Raw genomic sequence first — 22,275 nt, forward strand, 5'->3', positions numbered from 1 at the left:
GGTTAATAATTAGCATAATAAATAGAAATTTGACTAATTATCTAGCCGGGCCGATAAATAACTTCCATCCAGGCGCCATCAGAGCGCCACGAGCTGTTCTCTCCTGCCAAAAAAATAACCAAAGGAGCCTGACCCATGAAGCCTTCCGCTTCGCCCCAGCCTCGCCGGGCTGCGGCCGCTGCATTTATCGGCACCATGATCGAGTGGTACGACTTTTACATCTACGCCACGGCCGCCGCGCTGGTGTTCGGTGCGTTGTTCTTCCCTTCCGACGATAAATTGTTCAGCACCATGGCCGCCTTCGGGACCTTCGCCGTCGGCTTCTTCGCTCGCCCACTGGGCGGGATTATTTTCGGCCATATCGGCGACCGGATCGGCCGCAAAAAATCACTGATCATTACCCTGCTGATGATGGGCGTGGTCACCGTCTGCATCGGCCTGTTGCCGACCTACGCGCAGATCGGCGCGGCGGCTCCGGTGCTGCTGATTCTGCTACGGATCGTCCAAGGCATTGCAGTCGGTGGTGAATGGGGCGGGGCTGTGTTGATGGCCGGCGAGCATGCGCCCAAGGGCCGTCGAAATTTCTTTGCCTCCTTCGCCCAACTGGGTAGCCCGGCCGGTTTGATCCTGTCGTTGCTGGCGTTCAGTGCGGTCACCCGTTTGCCCGAAGAAGACCTGATGAACTGGGGCTGGCGTTTGCCGTTCCTCGCCAGTTCGCTGTTGCTGCTAGTGGGCCTGGCGATTCGCCTGGGGGTCAACGAGTCGCCGGAGTTTCTCGCCAGCCGCGAGCGCGCCAGCAAATCCAAACGCAAAGAGCAGGCGCCGGTGATGGAAGTCCTGCAAACCGCCTGGCGCCCGCTATTATTGTGCATCGGCGCCAACACCCTGGGGATCGCCGGGGTGTATTTCACCAATACCTTCATGATCGCCTACACCACCCAGCAACTGGCATTGTCACGCTCGCTGATTCTTGAGTGCCTGTTTGTGGTGGCGATCATTCAGTTCTGCATCCAGCCGCTGGCGGCCTGGATCGCCGAGAAAGTCGGCGCGACGCGTTTCCTCTGTGCCATGGCAATTCTGGCAATGGCTTCGCCTTACCCGATGTTCGTGCTGGTCAGTTCGGGGCAGGCGCCGCTGATCATTCTTGGCATCGCCCTGGCGGTGGTGTGCATGGCCTCGTTCTACGCGGTGATTGCCGGTTACGTCAGTGGCATGTTCGAGACCCGCGTGCGCTATACCGCGATTTCCCTTGCATATCAGGTCTGCGGTGCAGTTGCCGGTGGCCTGACGCCGCTGATCGGCACCTTGCTGGCCCATAGATTTGCCGGTCAATGGTGGCCGATGGCGCTGTTCTACACCCTGATCGCTGCGGTATCGCTGGTCTGCGTATTGAGTCTGGCCCGTCGGCATGCCACGGCCCAACGTCTGGAAATGGCCCAAGGTACTTGAGCGTCGCCTCAGTTTTGGAGAAGTACTCATGTTAAAAATCAACGGCGAACGTCTGTGGGCCAGCTTGATGGCCATGGCTGAAATCGGCGCAACGGTGCGCGGTGGTAGTTGCCGTCTGGCCCTGAGCGAAGAAGATAAAGCCGGGCGCGAATTGTTTGCCCAGTGGTGTCGCGAAGCCGGGATGAGCTTAAGCGTGGACCCGATCGGCAACCTGTTCGCCCGACGTGCCGGGACCGATCCGGATGCCGCCCCAGTGATGATGGGCAGTCACCTTGACACCCAGCCCGAAGGTGGGCGTTTCGACGGCGTGTACGGCGTGCTCGCGGGACTGGAAGTGGTACGCCGCCTCAATGACCTCGACATCAAGACCCGCAAGCCGCTGGAGGTGGCGGTCTGGACCAACGAAGAAGGTGCGCGTTTCACTCCGGCAATGTTCGGTTCGGCGGTGTTCACCGGCATCATGGATCTGGATACAGCACTGGCCGTGCGTGACATAGATGGCATCAGTGTTGCCGAGGCGCTGCAACGCATCGGTTCCGTGGGTGAGCGGCGATTGGGCGGGGCAGTGGATGCTTATTTTGAAGCCCACATCGAACAGGGCCCAATCCTTGAAGACAACGCCAAGAGCATCGGCGTGGTCAGCGGTGGCCAGGCAATTCGCTGGCTCGACGTACGGGTCGAGGGCATGGCCGCCCACGCCGGCACTACACCTATGCCGTTGCGCCAGGATGCCCTCTACGGTGCCGCGCAGATGATTCAGGCAGTGGAAGCACTGGCTACTGATTTCGTCCCCGAAGGGCTGACCACGGTCGGCGAACTGAGCATTGCCAAGTCCTCGCGCAATACCATTCCAGGCTTGGTGAACTTCACAGTGGATTTACGTCATCACCGGGATGAAGCCATCGCAGCCATGGAGCAGCAGGTTCGTGAACACTTGCAGGCCATCGCCGGGGGCCGTGGCTTGAAGGTGACCATCAGCCCGCACTGGATCAGTCCGGCGACGCCGTTCGATACCGAATGCGTGGCGGCAGTGCAGTGGGCAGTGGACGGTCTGGGCTACGCCCAGCAAACGATTGTCAGCGGTGCCGGGCATGATGCGATTCACCTGGCGCGGTTCTGCCCGACGGCCATGGTATTCATTCCCTGCATCGGCGGCTTGAGCCATAACGAAGCCGAAGACGTGCTGCCCGAAGATGTGCGTCAGGGCACTGACGTGTTGCTCAATGCGGTACTGGCTCGCGCCGGTCAGGCGTAATTAATAAGGAGACACTGATGCGCAGTTTTTTCCACCCCGAACAGTTGCTCCATCATCCGCGCAGTTACTACTCTCGCGGCCAGATGCGCACACCACAGGAAGTCCCCGAGCGCGCGCAGCGGCTGGTACAGGCGGCGCATGCTCTTGGCTTTGAGGTCGTGCAACCTGCGGATGCTGGCATGCAACCTTTACTGGCGGTGCATGGTGCGGCTTATCTGGAATTTCTCCGGGAGGCCCATGAGCGCTGGAAGGAAGTCCCCGAAGACTGGGGCGATGAGGTGATGTCGAACATCTTCGTCCGCGAACCCAATGCGCTACGCGGGATTCTCTCCCAAGCTGCGCGTTACCTGGCCGATGGCAGTTGCCCGGTGGGTGAGCTGACCTGGCGTTCGGCCTATTGGTCGGCGCAAAGCGCAATTGCCGGTGCCCAGGCGTTGCTCGATGGCGAGTCGGCAGCCTACGCCTTGTGCAGGCCACCAGGGCACCATGCGCGCGCCGAAGCGGCGGGTGGCTTTTGCTACCTGAACAACGCGGCGATCGCTGCCCAGTTGCTGCGCAGCAGGTTTGGCCGGGTCGCGGTGCTGGATACCGATATGCATCACGGTCAGGGTATTCAGGAAATCTTCTACGACCGCGATGATGTGCTGTATGTCTCGATCCATGGCGATCCGACCAACTTCTATCCGGGAGTGGCCGGGTTTGCCGACGAGCACGGTACCGGTGTGGGGGAAGGTTTCAATCTCAACCTGCCGATGGCCCACGGTGCCAGTGAGGAGGACTTCCTGGGACAACTAGAACTGGCGTTGGTGGCGGTGAAGGATTTCGACGCACAGGTGCTGGTGCTGTCTCTGGGCTTCGATATTTATGAGCTGGACCCGCAAAGCAAGGTGGCGGTAACCCGCGAAGGTTTCGTCAGATTGGGAGAGCGTATTCGTAGCCTTGGCTTGCCGTGCCTGATCGTGCAGGAGGGCGGGTATCACCTGGAGAGTCTTGAGGATAATGCGCGTGCGTTTTTTCAGGAGGCTGGCGCGTGGCAGCTCTAAAGGTCAAGCACCGACTTTGAGTGAACGCTTCCCGCGTTGTAGTGAACAAGCTCGGCGCCGTCGGCAGACAAGCTTGCTCCAGGGATTTGCCAAAACCTGCAGCCATAAAAAAACGCCCCCGATCATTGGTAATGATCGGGGGCGTTTTTTTATGGCTGTAGAAGTCCCGGCAAGTGGTGAGCTGGCTGAAAGCGCCGCCGATGTACAGATCGGCTGAGCCACTGAGGATTTCACCAAGGTGATATTCGCGGTTCGCGCGGTGACGATCGGTGTTTTGAGCGCCGGGTCGTGTGCTGAAATTGGCTGCGAAACACATCCGTTCTTATATGAAAAAAAATAACATTTGATATTGGTTGCTATTTACAAACGCGAATAACTCTCTAGTATCCTGCCTCAACGTTGCCCTTTGCCACAGGTCGAGCGCCCATCTCGGGAGTTGTCTGCAAAGTCGGCACACCGCCATTCCCCTCTGCAGGATCTCTGAGATGCTTCGTTCCTTTATGCCCGGTTTGACCGGTGCCATGGCCCTTGGCTTTTGCGCTACAGCCCTGGCTGCCCCGGTCAGTTTGAATCTGCCAGCTCAATCCTTGTCGACCTCCCTGGCGCAACTCGGCCAGGCCAGTGGCATACAGGTGAACTTCGATGCTCAGTCGGTCGCCGGTAAACAGGCACCGGCACTGCGAGGCAACGTTGAGCCGGGGCAGGCGCTGAATCAGTTGCTGGCGGGCAGCGGCCTCACTGCCACGGTGGATGGTAATTTCGCGCAGGTTTTCCAGGCCAGCGCAGGTTCATTGACTCTCGGTAACGTCAACGTCAGCGCCGAAGGTGGCATTGCCGGCAGCGCCACCACCGAAGGCAGTGGCTCCTACACCACCGGTTCCATGAGCACTGCCACTAAGCTGCCGTTGTCGATCCGCGAAACGCCGCAATCGGTGAGCGTGATTACCCGCCAGCGCATGGACGATCAGGGCATGAACGACCTCAATGACGTGGTCAAGTACGCACCGGGCATCACCCTGCGCAAGTTTGGTGGCGACCGCCAACAATTCCTCGCCCGTGGCTTCAGCATCGACAACCTGATGTACGACGGCCTGCCCACCAGCCTCAGCAGCTTTACCCTAGACACTATTTCCGGTGCTGACCTGGCCATGTATGACCGCGTGGAGGTGGTGCGCGGTGCCACCGGCCTGATGACCGGCGCCGGCAGCCCGTCGGCGACCCTGAACCTGATACGCAAGCGTCCCACTGCAACGCCTCAGGTAAGCATTACCACCAGTGCCGGTAGTTGGGACCGCTACCGCACTCAGTTCGATGCCTCCAACAAACTCAATGAGTCGGGTACGCTGCGTGGTCGCATAGTGGCCGCCTATGAAGACAACAAGAGCTACATCGATGTCCGCGATAAACAACGCCAGACGTTCTACGGGATTCTAGAAGCCGACCTCAGCGATTCCACCACCTGGACCATCGGCGCCTCCAAGCAGCGCGACGATGCCACCTCCGACTGGGGTAGCCTGCCGGCCGGGCCCAATGGCGAAAACCTGCACCTCAAGCGCTCGTCATTTCTGAGCAACGACTGGGCCTACTGGGACCGGGATAACGTCAGCGTGTTCACCGACCTTACCACCCGTTTCGACAACGGCTGGACCTCCAAGCTGGCAATGGCGAAAGTCTGGGCGCAGTCCAACACCTTCTCCAGCTATTTGAGCGCCGCCGATGGCGGTGGATTCGTCCAGAATTCCGGGCAGTACGACACTAAGGATGTGCAGACCAACCTCGATGGTTCGCTCTCCGGCCCGTTCCAGTTGTTCGGGCGCGAGCATGAGCTGACCGTTGGCGCGAGCCGCCGCCAGGAGAAGTTCGATCAGAAAGGCGGTTATTGGAACACCAATACGCCCGTGGATATTCACAACTTTGATCCAGGCCTGATTGGCAAGCCTTCCCTGGGCGACCGCCAACCCTACCAGAGCATGAACACGGCGACGGAGGAGGGCATCTACGCCGCCGCGCGCTTTAACCCGATTGATCCGCTGCATGTGATCCTCGGCTCCCGGGTAAGCTGGTACGACTACGACAATCGTTCGGGCGCAGGCGATTACAAGGTCACCCAGGAAGTCACGCCGTATGCGGGCGTCATTTATGACCTGAACGACACCTATTCGGTGTACGCCAGCTACACCGAAATCTTCAAGCCGCAAACCGAACAGGATGTCGGTGGTTCGGTACTGGCACCGATGACTGGTGAAAGTTATGAAATCGGCCTCAAGGGTGAATATTTCGACGGTGGCCTGAATGCCTCGGTAGCACTGTTCGACATGACCCAGCAAAATCGCGCTTATGCGATCCCTGATCAACCGGCCAGTTGCCTTAACGCAAATCGCACCTGCTACGAAGCAGCAGGCGAGGTGCGCAGCCGTGGTATCGACACTGAAATCAGCGGTGCCCTTACGCCAAACTGGCAAGCCTCTGCTGCCTATACCCTGTTGCTGAGCCAATACGTCAAGGACAAGACCTATGAAAAAGGCAACCTGTTCGCGCCCAGCCAACCCAAGCACCTGTTCAAGGCCGCGACGACTTACAACCTGACCGGCAACCTGGAAAAAATGCGTATCGGCGCAGACGTCCTGGCGCAAAGCTCAACCTACGGCCGGGTTGGTAACGGGCATTCCGAGCAGGACTCATACGCCGTTGTCGGCCTGATGGCCGGCTATCGCCTTAACGAGCATTGGGATGCCCGGGTCAACCTGAACAACGTATTTGATGAGAAATATTGGCAGGGCATTCCTACCGCCAGCGGCAGCGGTACTTACGGCGACCCGCGCAACCTGATGTTTTCGCTGAAATGGTCGCTCTGATAGACCACCGCGCAGGCGTGATAACCCCAGGCCCCGATCACTGATCGGGGTTTTTTTGTGTTTTTTTCGGCCTTCATCGCTGCGTAACTGTGCGCTTCGCTACCAGCCTGACCCCCGCGTGGTGCGTCATGACGTGGCGGAATACCCCCATGCCCATTGGTCGATTGCACCGAATGTTGCATAAACGGTTATCTATACCCACACGAAGACTTCAAGGCGAGCGCACATCAGCAGGAGGCGCGGTGCTCGTCCTCTAACAATGGCCTGTGAAGGCAAATAAAAATAATGTGTCCGGGGAATCGCACGACATGAAATATCCATTGCGTCCTTTGGTCTTCTGGCCAACCTTTCTGATTTTGCTGGCAGCGGTCGTGGCCAGCTACGTCGACCTGAATGCATTCCTTGCGGTGAGCAAACAGCTCAATACGATCATCCTGGAAAACTTCTCCTGGCTGTTCAGCGCCGGCTCCTTTGCCATGGTAGTACTGACCGCGATTGTCTACTTTTCGCCCTTGGGCAAGGTGCGTATCGGGGGTGAAGGCGCCAAGCCTCTGCTGAGCAAATGGCGCTGGTTCATGGTTGCCCTGTGTACCACCCTGGCGGTAGGGGTGTTGTTCTGGACCACGGCCGAGCCGCTCTACCATCTGTATTCGCCACCCACCAGCCTGCCAATCGAGGCGGGCAGCGCGGCGGCCAAGAGCTTTGCGTTGTCGACCATGTTCCTGCACTGGACGCTCACCCCGTATGCGATTTACCTGGTGCCATCCCTGGTGTTTGCGTTGGTGTTCTACAACCTGCGCAGCAACTTTTCCATTGGCGCCATGTTGCAACCCTTGCTGGGAGCCGAGCGGGTTAAGCGCTACGCCGGGCTGATCGACACACTGGCAATGTTTGCCCTGGTGGCGGGCATGGCTTCGTCCCTGGGCACGGGGGCGCTGACGCTGTCCGGCGGCCTGAGCCAGTACATCGGCGGTGAAACCACGCCACTGCGCCTGGCGCTGATCATTGCGGTAATCGTCTTCACCTTCGTCGCTTCGGCAGCCAGTGGCCTGCAACGCGGCATTGTCCTGTTGTCGTCGTTCAACACCGTGATCATGCTGGCCCTGGGGGCGTTCGTGCTGCTGTTTGGGCCGACCCTGTACATGTTCGGCCTGGGGGTGGAGTCGCTGGGCGTTTACCTGGACACCTTCTTCAGCCGCAGCCTGTTTACCGGCGCGGCCAGTGGTGACAGCTGGCCGCAAAGCTGGACAGTGTTCTACTGGTCGGTGTGGTTCGCCTGGGCACCGGTCAGCGCATTGTTCCTTGGCAAGATCGGCCGGGGTTACACGGTGCGCGAGTTTATCCACATCAATATGTTGTACCCGGCGCTGTTCACCGCGCTATGGATCTGTATTTTTTCCGGCAGCAGCCTGTATTTCGATGCCCTGGGTGATGGCAGCTTGAATCGCGTGCTCAACGAGCAGGGCGTGGAGCATGTGTTGTACCAGATGTTCCAGCAGTTGCCGGCCAGCGGCGTGATGATCGCGTTCCTGTTGTTCGTCGCGTTTATCTCATTCGTCACCGCTGCCGACTCCAGCACCGATGTGATTGCCAACCTGTGCAGCAAAGGTGTCACCGCCGATTCGGACCTGGACGGTAATCCGCTGCTGAAGATTGTCTGGGGCGTGATCATCGGTAGCGTGTCCTGGGTCATGGTGGCCTTTGTCGGCATCGACGGGGTGAAGATGCTTTCCAACCTTGGCGGTTTACCGGGGATGATCCTGGTGTTGTTGGCCAGTACCTCATTGATCTACTGGCTCAAGAACCCCGCACTGCTGGAGATGAAAGCCGCCCCGGCGCCGGCTGAGCCTGGCCTGCGTGGGGCTAGCCCTGTGGCGGATTTCGCCCGCTGACTGACTTCTGTGTGTTTCCTTGCGCGCTTACTGGAGCGCGGGGAGCCGTTTGCCTATTTGTTTCTGGAGCTACCGATGGAAATCGTCACCGAGTTTGCCCATAAGGTTCGTGAAATCGAACATTGCCTGATCCCCATGAGCGACGGTACGCAACTGGCGGCCCGGATCTGGCTGCCGGACACCGTTGGCGTCCAGGCCTTCCCGGCGATTCTCGAATACCTGCCTTATCGCAAGCGTGACGGCACCGCCGTGCGCGATGCGCTGACCCACCCGTGGATGGCCGGGCAGGGCTACGTGTGTGTACGCGTGGACATGCGCGGCAACGGCGAATCCCAAGGGCTGATGGCCGACGAATACCTGTTGCAGGAACAGGACGACGCCCTCGAAGTGATCGAGTGGCTGTGCCAGCAACCCTGGTGCGATGGCAATCTGGGGATGATGGGCATCTCCTGGGGTGGCTTCAACAGCCTGCAAGTGGCGGCACGCCAGCCCGAGGCGTTGAAGGCGATCATCACCCTGTGTTCCACCGATGACCGCTTTGCCGATGACATCCATTACAAAGGCGGCAACCTGCTGATGGAAAACTTCGGCTGGGCCGCGACCATGCTCAACTTCAGCGCCGCCGTGCCCGACCCGCTTCTGGTGGGCGAGGCGTGGAGAACGCTCTGGCAACAACGCCTGGATGCCATGCCGCTGTTGGCCGAGACCTGGCTGCAACACCAGACCCGCGATGACTACTGGCGCCACGGTTCGGTGTGCGAGGACTATTCGGCGATCAAGGCCGCTGTTTACGCCATTGGCGGTTGGGGTGATGCCTACAAGAATGTGGTACCACGCCTGATGGCAAACCTGCCAGGGCCGAAAAAAGCCATGATCGGCCCGTGGATTCACAAGTACCCGCATTTCGCCGTGCCCAACCCGGCCATCGGCTTTCTGCAAGAAGCCAGGCGCTGGTGGGACCACTGGCTCAAGGGCATCGACAACGGAGTGATGGACGACGGCGCCTGCACCTTTTACCTGCAGGATGTGCTGCCACCCAAAGGCAGTTATGCCGAGCGGCCGGGCGTGTGGGTGCAGACGGCAGGCTGGCCCGATCCTCAAATTCAATGGGCCGACTACAGCCTCGACGACCGTGGCCTGAGCCCAGGGCGACAGCCGCTGACCCGCCAGCACAGCATCTGCTCGCCGCTGACCACCGGCCTGCATCAGGGCGAATACTGCGCCATCTGGTTCGGTCCCGATGGCCCGACGGACCAGCGCCGCGACGATGCGCACTCGCTGTGCTTCGACTCACAACCGCTGGCCGAACCACTGGCGTTGCTGGGGGATGTGCGCCTCAATCTGCGCTTGGCCAGCAACACAACCTGCGGCCAATTGGTGGCTCGTCTCAACGCCGTCGCCCCGGATGGCCAGGTCACGCAAATCACCTATGGCGTACTTAATCTGACTTTACGCGAAGACGTTTCCTACGTGACACCACCAGTGCCAGGCGAGCCGATGCACGTGCAATTGAGCCTGGATCACGTTGGCATGCGCTTGCCGGCCGGCTATCGTTTGCGCCTGGCCCTCAGCACCGCCAGCTTCCCGTTGCTGTGGCCGAGCCGCGAACTGACGACCCTGACCGTGTTGCCCGCGCTGCAAGGCGTGCAGTTGCCGATCTTCACCGGGGAGGCAGTGGAGTGCCCATTCGAAACCCCGCAATCCGCAACCCCGGCGGCCCTGGAGACCCTGAGAAGCGCCGCACCCAAGCGTACTGTGATTGAAGACGTTGGCAGCGGTGAAGTCTGCGTGAAAATAGAGGATGACCTGGGCGCAGTTCGTTTCACCGACCATGGCTTGTGGGTGGACCAGCGCTGCACCGAGCACTACCGCACCTTGCCGTGGGACCCTCTGTCTACTCGCGCCGATATCCAGTGGCATTACCGCGTCGGCCGTGATTCGTGGTCGGTGGAAGTCGACAGTCGCCTGCAGGTCCATGCCGATGCGCAGTGGTTCTATGTGGAAGCTGAGCAGTTGGCACGGGAAAACGGCACGCAGGTTCATCAGCGAACCTGGAGTAAACGCGTCGCGCGTATCGCGTTGTGAGTGGGCAAGTGGCAGGATGCCTGCCAACGTGATTACCCGCTGGCCCTGCAATACCGGGCCAGTGCTTGCCATTGGAACCTGTCATGTCGCGCCGAAACGTCGATCTTCCGCCGCTGAACTGCTTGCAGGCCTTTGAGGCGGCCGCCCGACATTTGAGTTTTACCCAGGCGGCCCACGAGCTGAACCTGACCCAAAGTGCGGTGAGCCGGCAGATCAAGCGTCTGGAGGAAGACCTGGCGCGGCCGCTGTTTCATCGCCTGGCGCTGGGCATCAGCCTGACGCCTGCCGGTGAGCGCTATTTCCGTACCGTCCAGCGGCTGTTGCGCGAACTGGATCGCGAATCCGCTGAACTGCGCCGTCGCGGTGCCGACCGCCAGCTCACCCTGGCCAGTACGCCGACCATCAGTTCCATCTGGCTGGCCTCGCTGTTGCCGGTGTTCCAGAGCCAGCACCCGGACCTGGATATCCGCATTCTGTGCAGTGAAAGCCCGAGTCACCTGGATGTCAGCGAATATGACCTGGGCCTGTTCTATCACCTGGACGAACTGCCTGCGCCCCATGGCCTGGAGCTGACGCCGGTGTTTGACAGCGAGCAAGTGATTGCCGTGTGCAGCCCCGGTTATATCGAGCGCCACGGCGCAATTCGCGACCCGCAACACCTGCTGCACAGCCATACTTTGCTGATCGTCGAAGACCACTATCATGACTGGCTGACCTGGGCCGACTGGTTCGCCGACACCGGCGCCCAATACCACACCCCACGTCATGCCTTGCGCACCAACAGCTATCAGTTGCTGATGCAATCGGCGGTGATGGGGCATGGTGTGACGTTGGGCTGGAAGAGCCTGTTGGAGGGCGAACTGGCCGCCGGACGCCTGCAAATGGCCCTGGCGCACCACATGCACAGTCGTGGTCGCCTGCAACTGATGCAACCGCACCATCGCAACCCACCGTCGGCGGCCCGCAGTTTCCGCCAGTGGTTGCTGGCCCATGCCAGTACCTCGAAAACCATCGCCTGACCTGGCCGCCATGGCCCGGCACCAGCCGCGGGCCATGCTCGATCCGCGGGCGGGTTCTCAGGCAATTCTACGGAGCGTTACGGCTGTGCCGGTAATCGCTGACGGCCTCGTACACCGCTTTGCGCAAGCGATTGATCCCGCCAATCGGGCGGTGTTCTTCCAGGCCGAACCAGGGGTTGAATGACTGGTTGTCGCAGGCCAGGTTCAGAGCGGGTGTATCAAAATCCTGGGCCGGGATGCGGATGTTGGCGACCGTCTCGTACGGTGCATCGTTTTCCTTCCACTCGATGCTCGTGTCTTCGATGGGCATGTATTTTTGCGGGTTCTGGCGCTGGATCTGCAACACAAAACACGCCTCCACGCGGTCGGTGGACAACTGTTGGCTCAAGGCGCTGCGCAAGAAGTTCGGCAGGGCCTGATTTTGTTCGGGCAAGTCATAGTGCGGACAGCTTTGTGGGTCTGGCGCGACACGGAACTTGGCGTTGGCCGCGCCGAACTTGTAGGGCGATACCGAAAAATACGTGGTCTGCGTCGGGCTGGCTGGTGCGGGTGCCAGGGTCGCCAGCGCGATAAACAGATGACGCACCTGCCAACTGCGCGGGTCGATGCTCGGGAAGAACGCCATGACTTTTTTGCCATCGGCCTGGGCGCCGACGTTCTGTGCATATTCCGCCACGTCGCTGACAAAGAAGTTCGGGTGGCTGAACATCACAAAATCCTGTTCCGTGCGCGCCTGTTGATTGGCCAGCAGTTGCTTGCCCGGCACGTCCAGCAACTTGATCGCCATGCCGCGGGCATCACGGATGCTGTCGAATTGCGGATAAGCGTTGCCATTGGACAGGCGCAGCATTGCCTGCCAGGTTTTGCCCGGTTCGGTGAACACACCCTGGCGCAACGCCGGGTCGAGGTCCGGTAACACACTGACTTGCGCTTTTACGCAGCCGTGAGCCTTGGCATGGGCATCACGCAGGTAGCGGGTGCCTTCGCGGTGCTGGTCAACGATGCGCACGGCGGTTTGAATGATGCCTTGGGTCATGGCTGCTTCCCCAGGCGGAACCTGTTCGTCCGCGGACACCGGGCCGCTGTGTTGCCAGGCAAACCACAGCGTGGTGAGCAACCAGCCGAGCAAGCCAAGACCTACCAGCCACAACAGGGTTTTGCCGAGAAACACGCCGAGGCGCAGCCACAGTCGAGCGAGCATTGAACGATCCTTTTGGCGAAGAGGGGAGGTCATGGCAGTTGTTGCTCCATGGGGCCACCCAATACTTTCAAGTACTCCAGCAGTGCCCAGCGCTCCTGGGGCGCAAGTGCCCGGCCGATGACCCCATTGCCACGCTTGCCGGCACGGAATTCATGGCCGCTGTTGTGGTTACCGGTGATTGAGGTATCGAACAGGAACGCGTTTTTAAAGGCCTCGGTGCGATAGCCCAAATGGCGCGGGTCGTAATTGAAGGTGCCTTTATAGAAGGTGCGGCTGCGCTCGTCCTGAGGCGAAAGCAATTGGTAGATCGTTGGCACCGAGCCGTTGTGCAGGAACGGCGGTGTGGCCCAGACCCCGGCCAGCGGGCGCGCCTTGTAGGCCCGCAGTTCACGCACGCCAATGGGCAAGCCGTAGCCGTCCAGGCGCGGACGTTCTGCCGGGGTCACACCTGCTGCACGGTAGGCATGTTCTTCGACAAACGCGGTGACGTACGCCAGGCCCTTGGCCACCGATATGTTGCGCAGGTCCAACGGTTCGGTGGGCGTCGGGTGCAGTTCGACGTTCAACTGCGCCAGCTCCGCCGTATCCCATTGCAGGGCGCTGAGGTCGTAGCGGTGGTTGGCAATGTTGTCGGCGGTGCCGGGGTCGGTGCCAATGACTTCGACGGGGAGCATCTTCAGTTGCTGCACCGGGCGGCCGTTTTCCTGCGTAACGGTGGGCACGTGGCAGTCGGCGCAGTTTTCGCTGAACAGGGCGCGGCCTTGGGCCGCCAGTGGTTTGTCGACGGCGCCGAACAACGCTTCAGGCCAGGTCGGTGGCTTGAGCCGTTGCAGGGTTTCTTCGATCAGGTTCAGGTCACGTACGCGCACGCTGGAGGGGTAGCGTGCATCACCCTTGAGGGGTTGGCCGGCGTTGTCGAAAAACTCCAGGGTCGCGCCTACGCCCAGGGCTTCGCCAATATTGCGCGCCATGGGTTGCTGGGCCGAGCCGTTCCACTGCACCCAATCGAATGTCCACATGTCCCACAGTTGTGGGTAATCCACCGGAGCGTTGGCAATGCGGTAATTGTCCGGGGAAATAGCATCGCCAAAGCTCGCATTGGCGATGCGGCCGAACGCGTCGGTACGTCCAGGGCCTTCTTCGGTGGGGTAGAGGCCGCGGTGGGTGTCATTCCAGGCGACCTTGAGGAAGGTGTCCAGGGACGTTTTGAAGTCCTGGCGCAATTGATCGTACTGGGCGTCGTACTGATCACCCAGCACGTTGCGGGCAAAGCGCTTGAACTTCCAAGGGTTGTAATAGGTGGCAGCGAGGCTGGCCACCAGGGCCTGGCCGAAGCTGCCGCCGCGCAAGGTCGGCACGCTGGAGGGCAATACATGCTGGGCCGAGCCTCCGTCGATGCGAAGAGCCTGGCCCTTGAAGTGCAGTTCGCCGGTGTGGCAGGCGGCGCAGGTAATGTCGAGAAATTCGTCACTGCTGCCGGCATTTTTGTGCCGGGCAAAACCCACTGGCAGGTTGCCCGGGTTTTGTACGCTGGCTACTTGCTTGGGATCGACGAGAAAACCGAAGCGTGCCAGATACTGCACAGTGGCAAAGCGTTGCTCCGAGAACGGCAACTCCAGCGCGGTGAACCAGTCATAGCGCAGGCCTTTGACCTGAGTACCCTGGGGCGTGAAGTAGTAGATCTGTCGATCAGCCGCACTCCATTGATCCTGATAGTGCACTTGCTTTACTGGCACATAATCCGCAAGTTTCGGGTTGATGACGTAATAGAGCACCACCGCCAGGATCAGGCCCAGCAATGCGAGGATCAGGAGTAAAACACGGGAAAAAATGCGCAAGATAACTATCCTTGTCGAGTTATAGGGTTCTTATGCCATTACGCCATAGGTGCGGCAAGTGGCTATGAGTCCTGTTTTTAGCGGTCCTGCTGTCCGTAGCAGAGCCTTGGATTGAATGAAAATGCTTTTAAACACGTGAACTTATCAGAAATTTCCTGCTCACATGCCGGTAGCCATTGGTCGTGGCCGCCTGATAAGCTCGCGACTTTACTCGATTGCCCTTTTGGCGCATGAACAAGGAAATAGCATGAAACAGCATCGGTTGGCGGCGGCGGTGGCCCTGGTTAGCCTGGTACTTGCGGGTTGTGATTCGCAAACCAGCGTAGAGCTGAAAACCCCGGCGCAAAAAGCTTCCTACGGTATTGGCCTGAACATGGGCAAAAGCCTTGCCCAAGAAGGCATGGATGACCTGGACTCCAAAGCGGTAGCCCAAGGTATCGAAGATGCCGTCGGCAAGAAAGAGCAGAAGCTGAAAGATGACGAACTGGTCGAAGCCTTCGCTGCGCTGCAAAAGCGCGCTGAAGAGCGCATGACCAAAATGAGCGAAGAGTCGGCAGCCGCCGGCAAGAAATTCCTCGAAGAAAACGCCAAGAAGGAAGGGGTGGTCACCACTGCTTCCGGCCTGCAATACAAGATCGTGAAAAAAGCCGATGGCCCTCAGCCAAAGCCGACTGATGTGGTGACTGTTCACTACACTGGCAAGCTGACCAACGGCACCACCTTTGATAGCTCCGTGGATCGCGGCAGCCCGATTGACCTACCGGTCAGCGGCGTGATTCCGGGTTGGGTCGAAGGACTGCAACTGATGCATGTGGGCGAGAAGTACGAGTTGTACATTCCGTCCGACCTGGCCTACGGTGCCCAGAGCCCAAGCCCGGCGATTCCAGCAAACTCCGTGCTGGTATTCGACCTGGAACTGCTGGCGATCAAGGATCCAGCAAAAGAAGCAGCCGCAGCCAAGTAATCTGCGCCTGAACACACAACGCCCCGTCTCGACGGGGCGTTGTTGTTTCTGGCTGGGCTCGACAGTTCGACTATTTAAACCTTGGGAAGGTCCAACCGAACGGACGCGTCCCCAGGCAGTCTGATAAAAGAATTGAGTGTGGGTAGTCGCAGATAGCCCTCAAGTCAATGAAATATTGGCTTTTTTTTATGTGCGCAAAAAACGCCCGATCTGACTGTAGGCCTTGTATTACGAGGCTTTCAGCCTTGAAAATGTGCTCTGTTCACAAGGTTATCCACAATTTGTGTGGATAACCTTTTCTGTCACCTGGAACTGGAGTGATAATGAAAGCGCCCTGGAATTTCACCCGTTTCCTGCCAATGGCTGCGCGCTTGATTGGTCGCGGTCGTTTGCCGACTCTGCTGTTTGCGGTGGCTGCCAAAGGTTCGCGCCAGGGTAATCGACTGGGCAAGCTCAAGGATGACCTCAAGCTGCTCCAGGCTCTGTGCCTGGCCTACTGGCGTGGCGAGTACCGGGCCATCAGCCCCAAGGCGCTGATTTCAGTGGTGGCAGGTTTGATGTATTTCCTCAGCCCGATTGATGCGATCCCGGATTTCCTCCCCGTGTTCGGCATGTTCGATGACATTGCCGTACTGGCCTGGATCATGAAAACCCTGGACGGCGAGCTGAGTGCTTTCCGTGCCTGGCGCGAGGGTCAACGGCCTGAGAAGCTCGCAGTGGTTGAGAGGCTGCCAGAGACGCGACAATTGCTTGAGCAAGAAAAACCGCAAAAAAACTGAGCCTTCAGACTATCCCCCTAAGCTCTTTGTGGCTGTTAGGATTACACTCTTGAGGAAAGTACTTACTCAGTAAGTGTTGTAATCCTACGGGGAAGTCATGGATATACAAATAATTTCAAGGGATGGCGAACCTGAATACGCGGTTCTGTCATGGGGTCAGTACCAGGCACTGTTAAAAGCAGCCGGTCTGCAGCAGCCAGCAACGCCCTCTTCAAACCCTGCCCAGGCCGCAGTCGCCGAAGATTTACGGCCTCTGGAGCAGTTACGCGGTCTGCGGGAAGCCAAGGGGCTGGCCTTGGAAACCCTGGCTCGCACGGTGGGCATCAGCCCGTCTTACCTGGGAATGATCGAAAGTGGTGAACGCCAGCCGGACGCCGCCATTCGTCGTAGCCTGGCTTGGGAGTTGGGCGTACCAGGCTGGAGGGAAGAACCGTGAGTGTACGCATCAGCCGGCAACATTGGGATGGACTGCTCAACGAACTCGACCAGGCTCGCCGCCAGCGACATCTTTTGACCTACCGCGCGTTGCTGGAGCGCCTGCAATTTCCCACTCCCGCCATGCAGACCTTGACCGCCGCCCTGGAACACTTGGCGGCCCTCGATGCCAAGGCGGACCAACCACTGCGCAGCTCCCTGGTGATCAGCCAGGGCGCCAGCCGCTTGCCGCGCACCGGTTTCTTTGAGTGTGTCGAACGTCTTGGACGCTTTTGCGGACCGTCCGACGGAGTGGCCGCCGCCTCTTGGCACGCTTCTGAAGTGGTGAGAGTCTTTGAATACGAATACCCGGAATCAGCGGAGGCCTAGTGTTCTGGAAGCTCAAAGCGTATGTCAGCTACTGGCTGGCACGAAAGCTGTTTCATTGGGCCTGGTTCATGCAGCAGCCCCGTGGCTGGCGCTGGCTGGAAGGACAGTTTGCACGCATGGCCAACCTGGGTGATGTCGGAGCACAGAGCTTCTATGGTCACATCCTGACCTTTCGTGGCCTGGGCCAGGGCGCGCGTGAGGAGGGCGTGCGCTTGCTGCGCCTGGCAGCCCTGGCTGGCGATGGCAAGGCCGCCTACCAGGTTGGCGTGTTGAGCCTGGCGGGCAGCCTTGGCAAGGCACCTGATCCGGTTGAGGCTGAGCGTTGGTGGAGGATCGCTGCCAAGGCCGGGCATCCCCTGGCGCAGATTCGCCTGGAACAACTCTGACCCCTTGCTCTACGAGAGGGCGGGATCAGTTCTACCTGCAAACCAATACCCCTAGAGCGACCCTGATGCCGGGTCAGGTTGACGGTCGCCAGAAAGTCGACCGTCGCGCTGAGACCTTTGGGCCTGTTGACTGATTTACAGATCAGTTAGGAACAAATCAGGTACTTGACTTGGCAACGAGTGGGTCACGTTGTTCCGGTGAAACATCCCCCATGACATTTAACTTATGTAACGACTTCCCCCTGAATTGATTCCCTCGCTCTATCGATAGATATTTACGCTATGTTTCAGTCAAAATCGCTGCCCGCGCCGGCGACCTGAAGCGCGGGCTGGTGCTGATCCTGCATTGCCCGGGCCAGCGCCGATGGGCTTTCATGGTTCACCTCATCGGCGATCAACGGTATCTGCGCCAGTGAGCATCACGATGGTGTCGGACAATTATCCAGGCCACCATCAAAGCGCAGTGATGCCGCCGCCTGGGCTTTCTCGATCGAAAAAAAAGGACCCGCCCCCTCTGTTAAAAGTAGAGGGGGCGGGTCCTTTTTTCACGGCAGGGTAATGCCTATATGATGACGCTTCCAAAAAGATGGAATTAAATTACCGTCACTTACTGCTTGGCCACTGTCTTGCTGATCTTCAAGTAATCCAGCAAAACCCTCCCAGTCTCACTCAGGTAGGCATCATCTTCCGGCTTGGTCTTTTCAGGTTCGGTCGGCAGTGCATCTTCGTCTTCTTTCTTCAGCTCCTTGAGTGGCGCCTCACCTTTGGCCTTGCGGCGGGTGTTCTCCAGCACAAGCTGCTGACTCTCGATGTCGGCGTGCTGTGCGCGCCGGTCCACCTCGTTGAGGCTGACGGTTTTCTCTGCCATCAGTTTCTTCGCCAGTGCCAGTTTGTCGCGGACAAACATGAACTCGGCGTCCTTGGCGGAGCGAGCGTCATGGTCGGCCTTCAACTGAGCCAGGTACGGTTTGAACGGATCGACCGCAGGCTTGATCGCCGGACGGATGGTGTCCCATGGCATGGCTTCGGGCAGGGCGCTTTCGCCGATTTCCTTGGTGTCGATGATTGACGGGAAGTCGATATCCGGCAGTACACCCTGATGTTGGGTGCTCTGCCCGGAAACCCGGTAGAACTTGGCCAACGTAAGCTTAAGCTCGCCGTGGTTCAGCGGCTGAATGGTCTGCACCGTACCTTTGCCGAAGGTCTGGCCACCGATGATCAGCGCACGGTGGTAGTCCTGCATGGCGCCGGCGAAAATCTCCGAAGCCGATGCCGAGAGACGGTTGACCAGCAACGCCATCGGCCCTTTGTAGAAGGCGCCCGGGTTTTCGTCTTCCAGCACGTCGACCCGGCCGTCAGCGTTGCGCACTAGCACTGTCGGGCCCTTGTCGATAAACAAGCTGGTCAGCTCGGTGGCTTCCTGCAAGGAGCCGCCGCCATTGTTGCGCAGGTCGATGACTACGCCGTCGACTTTTTCCTTTTGCAACTCGGTCAGCAGCTTCTTGACGTCGCGAGTGGTGCTCTTGTAGTCAGGGTCACCGGCACGAAACGCTTTGAAGTCCAGGTAAAAGGCCGGGATTTCAATCACACCCAGCTTGTAGTCCTTGCCATCCTGCTTGAGGTTCAGGACCGACTTCTTCACCGCCTGGTCTTCCAGCTTCACTGCTTCACGGGTGATGGAGACGACCTTGCTGGTCTGGTCGTTCGGTGCGTTGGTGTGCGGAATCACTTCCAGGCGTACCACGCTGCCTTTCGGACCGCGAATCAGCTTGACCACTTCGTCCAGGCGCCAGCCGACCACGTCGACCATCTCTTTGTCGTCCTGGGCTACACCGATGATCTTGTCGGCCGGGGCGACCTGCTTGGTCTTGTCCGCCGGGCCTGCGGGCACCAGGCGCACGATCTTGACCTGGTCGTTATCGCTTTGCAGGACGGCACCGATGCCTTCCAGCGACAGACTCATATTGATATCAAAATTTTCCGCGTTATCTGGCGACAGATAATTGGTGTGCGGATCGTAGGACATGGCAAAGGTGTTGATGTAAGCCTGGAAGATGTCTTCGGCACGGGTCTGATCCAGGCGCGCAAGTTGATTCTTATAGCGCTTGGTCAGCAGTTCCTGGATCGCCTTGGGCTCTTTGCCGGCAATCTTCAAGCGCAGCACTTCGTCCTTGACGCGTTTGCGCCACAGGTCATCCAGGGCGGCGGTGCTGGTCAGCCAAGGGGCATCCTTGCGATCCACCAGCAAGGTTTCCTTCTGGGTGAAGTCGAGCTTGTCCACGCCTTTGTTCAGCTCCGCCAAGGCGAAGTCCAGACGCGCCTTGACGCGGTCCAGGTAGCGTTTATAGATAGTGAAGCCGGGCTGCAGGTCGCCGCTCTTGAGGAGATCGTCGAACTGCGTCTTCCACTTGTCGAACTCGGCAATGTCGCTGGCCAGGAAATAGCTGCGCGAGGGATCCAACAGCTTGAGGTAGCTGTCATAGATGATCACCGAGCGAGCATCATCCAGCGGCGGTTTGCTGTAATGGTGGCGCTTGAGCAACTCGACGATGTTAAGGCTGGCAATCACCTCATCGCGATCAGGCTGAAGTTTGTCCCAGCTGTTGGCTGCGAACGTATTGGTCGATAGCGGCAAAAGGCCGAGACCAATGAAAAGAGCGAGGGCGGTGCTGGGGAACAAATGCTTCATGCTGATTCGACGCGGGGGCAATTGATAACGCATATTAGGCCGTCTTTGAAGTCGCCGGTTCCATGTGGACCGGTCGCATAATGCAAAAAGCCCGGCGCTACAGCAACGGGCTCAGTCCAGACTCACTATGGAGGCACTGTGAAAGCATTGCAAGGCGTTGAAGGTCATGTGGAGTGGGTCGAAAGCCCAAGTCCTACCTGTGATGTAGGGCAAGTACGTATTCGAGTGGCTGCTGCGGGATTGAATCGAGCCGATTTATTACAGCGTGCCGGACTCTATCCGCCACCTCCCGGCGCCAGCCAGGTACTGGGCCTGGAGTGTTCCGGGGTGATCAGCGAAGTGGGCGCCGGTTCGTCCTGGCAAGTCGGTGATCGCGTCTGTGCGTTGCTGGCCGGTGGTGGCATGGCCGAGGAAGTTGTGGTCGACGCCCGCCATGTGTTGCCGGTGCCAGAAGGCTTGTCCTTGGCGGAGGCGGCAGCCTTGCCAGAGGTCTACAGCACCGCCTGGTTGAATCTGTTTCAACTGGCGGCCCTCAAACCCGGTGAAAAGGTGCTGCTGCATGCGGGTGCCAGCGGCGTGGGGTCGGCGGCGATCCAGCTGTGCAAGGCCTTTGGCAGCCCGTGCTGGGTCAGTGTCGGCTCGGCAGATCGCCTGGCGTATTGTGAAGCGCTGGGAGCCCAGGGCGGCGTGGTACGTACGGACGGGATCGAGAGTCTGAACGACTTTGCTCCGTTCGACGTAATCCTCGACCCCGTGGGAGGCAATTACGCGGCGTTGAACGTCAAGCTGTTGGCCCTTGATGGCCGATGGGTGTTGATTGGCCTGATGGGCGGCCGCGAGGCACCGCTGGACCTGGCGAAGGTGCTGGCCAAGCGCGTGCAACTGCTGGGGTCGACCTTGCGCAGCCGGGATGAGCAGTTGAAGGCTGACCTGCTCAGTGACTTGAGCCAGCACGTCTGGCCACTGTTTGCCGAGGGCCGCTTGAACCCGCAATTGGCCAAGACTTTCCCGATCCTGGATGCCGAGGCGGCGTTTGCCGAATTGGCGACCAATCAGATTTCCGGGAAGCTGGTACTGGTGATCGACGAAAGCCTGGCCTGACAGTGACTCCGCGTTGAAATACAGCCGAATGTGGAGGCCGCGGCTACAGAAGCCGGTCACCTGTAGCCGCTGGCGCAGCCTGCGATCGGCTGCGATCGGCTGCGCAGCAGTCGCCTGGGCCTTGAAATGGCTGAAGGTCCTGCGGCCCTTATCGCAGCCTCGTACCTCGTCAGCGGCTACACAAAGCCAAGCCTTCAGGCGTTGTATCGATATCTATAGCGATACAGCTCCCGCATTTTCTGTGTCGTGTCAGACCCAGTGATGAATCGGCCACCCGGCCTTTTGCGCATGTTCGCGTAACACCGGGTCCGGGTTCACCACCTGTGGGTGTTCCACCTTGAGCAACAACGGCAAGTCATTGCGCGAATCAGAGTAGAAGTACGCGCCCTCCAGGCTTTCACCTTCCTCTTCCAGCCATTGCAGCAGGCGGGTGATCTTGCCTTCGCGGTAAGTCAGTACACCAACGGTACGGCCGCTGTACACACCATGGCTGATATCCAGCTCAATCCCCAATACTTCATCAATACCAATACGCGCCGCAATCGGCCTGACCAGATGAGTACCCGAGGCCGAGATCACCAGGATCCGGTCACCTCTCTTGCGATGTTGGGCAATGGTCTTGGTCGCATCGCTGTAGATCAGCGGTTCGATGATGTCCTCTACCCAAGGCTCCACCAGGTGTTCGATTTCTTCCGGGGTACGGCCGATCATGGGCTCCAGGCTGAAAGCCATGTAGTCCTCCATGGCCAGCTCGCCCTTGCTGTAGGCAAGCATCAGCTGATCATTGCGGTGCATAAAGGATTCAGGGTCCACCCAGCCCAGCCGGCCCATCTGCCGGCACCACTCGGTGGCGCAGTCGCCATGGATCAGGGTGTCGTCCAGGTCAAAAATTACCAAAGCCATCAGTCACGCTTC

The 22,275-nt window shown here is 59.3% G+C and carries 17 protein-coding genes; 13 read left to right on the forward strand and 4 right to left on the reverse strand.

The window, feature by feature from the left end:
* Positions 1-135: 135 nt before the first annotated feature.
* The 7 genes from GIR22_RS10070 to GIR22_RS10100 all read left to right on the forward strand — a co-directional run bounded on the left by GIR22_RS10070 (position 136) and on the right by GIR22_RS10100 (position 11,598).
* Positions 136-1,449 carry an MFS transporter gene (locus tag GIR22_RS10070; RefSeq protein WP_154743188.1) on the forward strand — a complete coding sequence of 438 codons (1,314 nt, stop codon included), beginning with the start codon at positions 136-138 and terminating at the stop codon, positions 1,447-1,449.
* Between the two features lie 28 nt (positions 1,450-1,477).
* Entirely contained in the window at positions 1,478-2,704 is a 1,227-nt protein-coding gene (locus GIR22_RS10075; protein ID WP_154743189.1) for a Zn-dependent hydrolase, read from the forward strand.
* Positions 2,705-2,721: 17 nt separating this feature from the next.
* Positions 2,722-3,747, forward strand: a complete 1,026-nt coding sequence (locus GIR22_RS10080; RefSeq protein WP_154743190.1) for a histone deacetylase family protein — start codon at positions 2,722-2,724, stop codon at positions 3,745-3,747.
* A gap of 485 nt (positions 3,748-4,232) precedes the next feature.
* Positions 4,233-6,602 carry a TonB-dependent siderophore receptor gene (locus GIR22_RS10085; RefSeq protein WP_178122180.1) on the forward strand — a complete coding sequence of 790 codons (2,370 nt, stop codon included), beginning with the start codon at positions 4,233-4,235 and terminating at the stop codon, positions 6,600-6,602.
* Positions 6,603-6,910: 308 nt separating this feature from the next.
* On the forward strand, positions 6,911-8,494 hold the full coding sequence (locus GIR22_RS10090; protein WP_154743191.1) for a BCCT family transporter: 1,584 nt from the start codon (positions 6,911-6,913) through the stop codon (positions 8,492-8,494).
* 75 nt (positions 8,495-8,569) lie between these two features.
* Positions 8,570-10,579 carry a CocE/NonD family hydrolase gene (locus GIR22_RS10095; protein ID WP_154743192.1) on the forward strand — a complete coding sequence of 670 codons (2,010 nt, stop codon included), beginning with the start codon at positions 8,570-8,572 and terminating at the stop codon, positions 10,577-10,579.
* Between the two features lie 83 nt (positions 10,580-10,662).
* Positions 10,663-11,598, forward strand: a complete 936-nt coding sequence (locus GIR22_RS10100; protein ID WP_154743193.1) for a LysR substrate-binding domain-containing protein — start codon at positions 10,663-10,665, stop codon at positions 11,596-11,598.
* 67 nt (positions 11,599-11,665) lie between these two features.
* On the opposite strand, the gene GIR22_RS10105 is transcribed toward GIR22_RS10100, so the two are convergent.
* Together GIR22_RS10105 and GIR22_RS10110 are read right to left on the reverse strand one after the other, a co-directional pair.
* Positions 11,666-12,799: a catalase family protein gene (locus GIR22_RS10105; RefSeq protein ID WP_154743194.1), complete on the reverse strand. Its 1,134-nt coding sequence runs from the start codon at positions 12,797-12,799 to the stop codon at positions 11,666-11,668.
* Between the two features lie 29 nt (positions 12,800-12,828).
* Entirely contained in the window at positions 12,829-14,637 is a 1,809-nt protein-coding gene (locus GIR22_RS10110; protein WP_154743195.1) for a di-heme-cytochrome C peroxidase, read from the reverse strand.
* Between the two features lie 247 nt (positions 14,638-14,884).
* On the opposite strand from GIR22_RS10110, the gene bamJ reads away from it, so the two are divergent.
* The 5 genes from bamJ (at position 14,885) to GIR22_RS10135 (ending at position 17,570) form a co-directional block, all read left to right on the forward strand.
* A complete protein-coding gene (gene bamJ / locus GIR22_RS10115) occupies positions 14,885-15,601 on the forward strand; it encodes a BamJ family beta-barrel-assembly machinery protein (protein WP_154743196.1) in 717 nt (238 codons plus the stop codon).
* Between the two features lie 323 nt (positions 15,602-15,924).
* The gene (locus GIR22_RS10120; protein WP_154743197.1) at positions 15,925-16,380 is read left to right on the forward strand and encodes a YkvA family protein; all 456 of its coding nucleotides are present in this window, start codon (positions 15,925-15,927) and stop codon (positions 16,378-16,380) included.
* A 97-nt stretch (positions 16,381-16,477) separates the two neighbouring features.
* Positions 16,478-16,816, forward strand: coding sequence for a helix-turn-helix domain-containing protein (locus tag GIR22_RS10125; protein ID WP_154743198.1), 339 nt, complete (start codon positions 16,478-16,480; stop codon positions 16,814-16,816).
* Complete coding sequence (locus tag GIR22_RS10130) at positions 16,813-17,184, forward strand: hypothetical protein (protein WP_057440671.1); 372 nt, start codon at positions 16,813-16,815, stop codon at positions 17,182-17,184. Before GIR22_RS10125 ends, GIR22_RS10130 begins: the two co-directional genes overlap by 4 nt.
* A complete protein-coding gene (locus GIR22_RS10135; protein WP_178122181.1) occupies positions 17,184-17,570 on the forward strand; it encodes an SEL1-like repeat protein in 387 nt (128 codons plus the stop codon). The genes GIR22_RS10130 and GIR22_RS10135 overlap by 1 nt, the downstream gene beginning before the upstream one ends.
* A gap of 607 nt (positions 17,571-18,177) precedes the next feature.
* Here the strand turns inward: GIR22_RS10135 and GIR22_RS10140 are convergent.
* Entirely contained in the window at positions 18,178-20,259 is a 2,082-nt protein-coding gene (locus tag GIR22_RS10140) for a carboxy terminal-processing peptidase (protein ID WP_178122182.1), read from the reverse strand.
* Positions 20,260-20,397: 138 nt separating this feature from the next.
* Between GIR22_RS10140 and GIR22_RS10145 the strand changes: the two genes are divergently transcribed.
* Positions 20,398-21,360, forward strand: a complete 963-nt coding sequence (locus GIR22_RS10145) for a zinc-binding dehydrogenase (protein ID WP_178122183.1) — start codon at positions 20,398-20,400, stop codon at positions 21,358-21,360.
* A 249-nt stretch (positions 21,361-21,609) separates the two neighbouring features.
* On the opposite strand, the gene GIR22_RS10150 is transcribed toward GIR22_RS10145, so the two are convergent.
* Positions 21,610-22,263, reverse strand: coding sequence for an HAD family hydrolase (locus GIR22_RS10150; protein ID WP_154743200.1), 654 nt, complete (start codon positions 22,261-22,263; stop codon positions 21,610-21,612).
* Positions 22,264-22,275 lie beyond the last annotated feature (12 nt).

Source organism: Pseudomonas karstica (assembly GCF_009707515.1).
Lineage (GTDB): Bacteria > Pseudomonadota > Gammaproteobacteria > Pseudomonadales > Pseudomonadaceae > Aquipseudomonas > Aquipseudomonas karstica.

Excerpts from the sequence above, each read along its gene's own strand:
- GIR22_RS10070 (WP_154743188.1), top strand. The coding sequence starts at position 136 with ATGAAGCCTTCCGCTTCGCCCCAGCCTCGCCGGGCTGCGGCCGCTGCA.
- GIR22_RS10075 (WP_154743189.1), top strand. The coding sequence starts at position 1,478 with ATGTTAAAAATCAACGGCGAACGTCTGTGGGCCAGCTTGATGGCCATG.
- GIR22_RS10080 (WP_154743190.1), top strand. The coding sequence starts at position 2,722 with ATGCGCAGTTTTTTCCACCCCGAACAGTTGCTCCATCATCCGCGCAGT.
- GIR22_RS10085 (WP_178122180.1), top strand. The coding sequence starts at position 4,233 with ATGCTTCGTTCCTTTATGCCCGGTTTGACCGGTGCCATGGCCCTTGGC.
- GIR22_RS10090 (WP_154743191.1), top strand. The coding sequence starts at position 6,911 with ATGAAATATCCATTGCGTCCTTTGGTCTTCTGGCCAACCTTTCTGATT.
- GIR22_RS10095 (WP_154743192.1), top strand. The coding sequence starts at position 8,570 with ATGGAAATCGTCACCGAGTTTGCCCATAAGGTTCGTGAAATCGAACAT.
- GIR22_RS10100 (WP_154743193.1), top strand. The coding sequence starts at position 10,663 with ATGTCGCGCCGAAACGTCGATCTTCCGCCGCTGAACTGCTTGCAGGCC.
- GIR22_RS10105 (WP_154743194.1), bottom strand. The coding sequence starts at position 12,799 with ATGCTCGCTCGACTGTGGCTGCGCCTCGGCGTGTTTCTCGGCAAAACC.
- bamJ (WP_154743196.1), top strand. The coding sequence starts at position 14,885 with ATGAAACAGCATCGGTTGGCGGCGGCGGTGGCCCTGGTTAGCCTGGTA.
- GIR22_RS10120 (WP_154743197.1), top strand. The coding sequence starts at position 15,925 with ATGAAAGCGCCCTGGAATTTCACCCGTTTCCTGCCAATGGCTGCGCGC.
- GIR22_RS10125 (WP_154743198.1), top strand. The coding sequence starts at position 16,478 with ATGGATATACAAATAATTTCAAGGGATGGCGAACCTGAATACGCGGTT.
- GIR22_RS10140 (WP_178122182.1), bottom strand. The coding sequence starts at position 20,259 with ATGAAGCATTTGTTCCCCAGCACCGCCCTCGCTCTTTTCATTGGTCTC.
- GIR22_RS10150 (WP_154743200.1), bottom strand. The coding sequence starts at position 22,263 with ATGGCTTTGGTAATTTTTGACCTGGACGACACCCTGATCCATGGCGAC.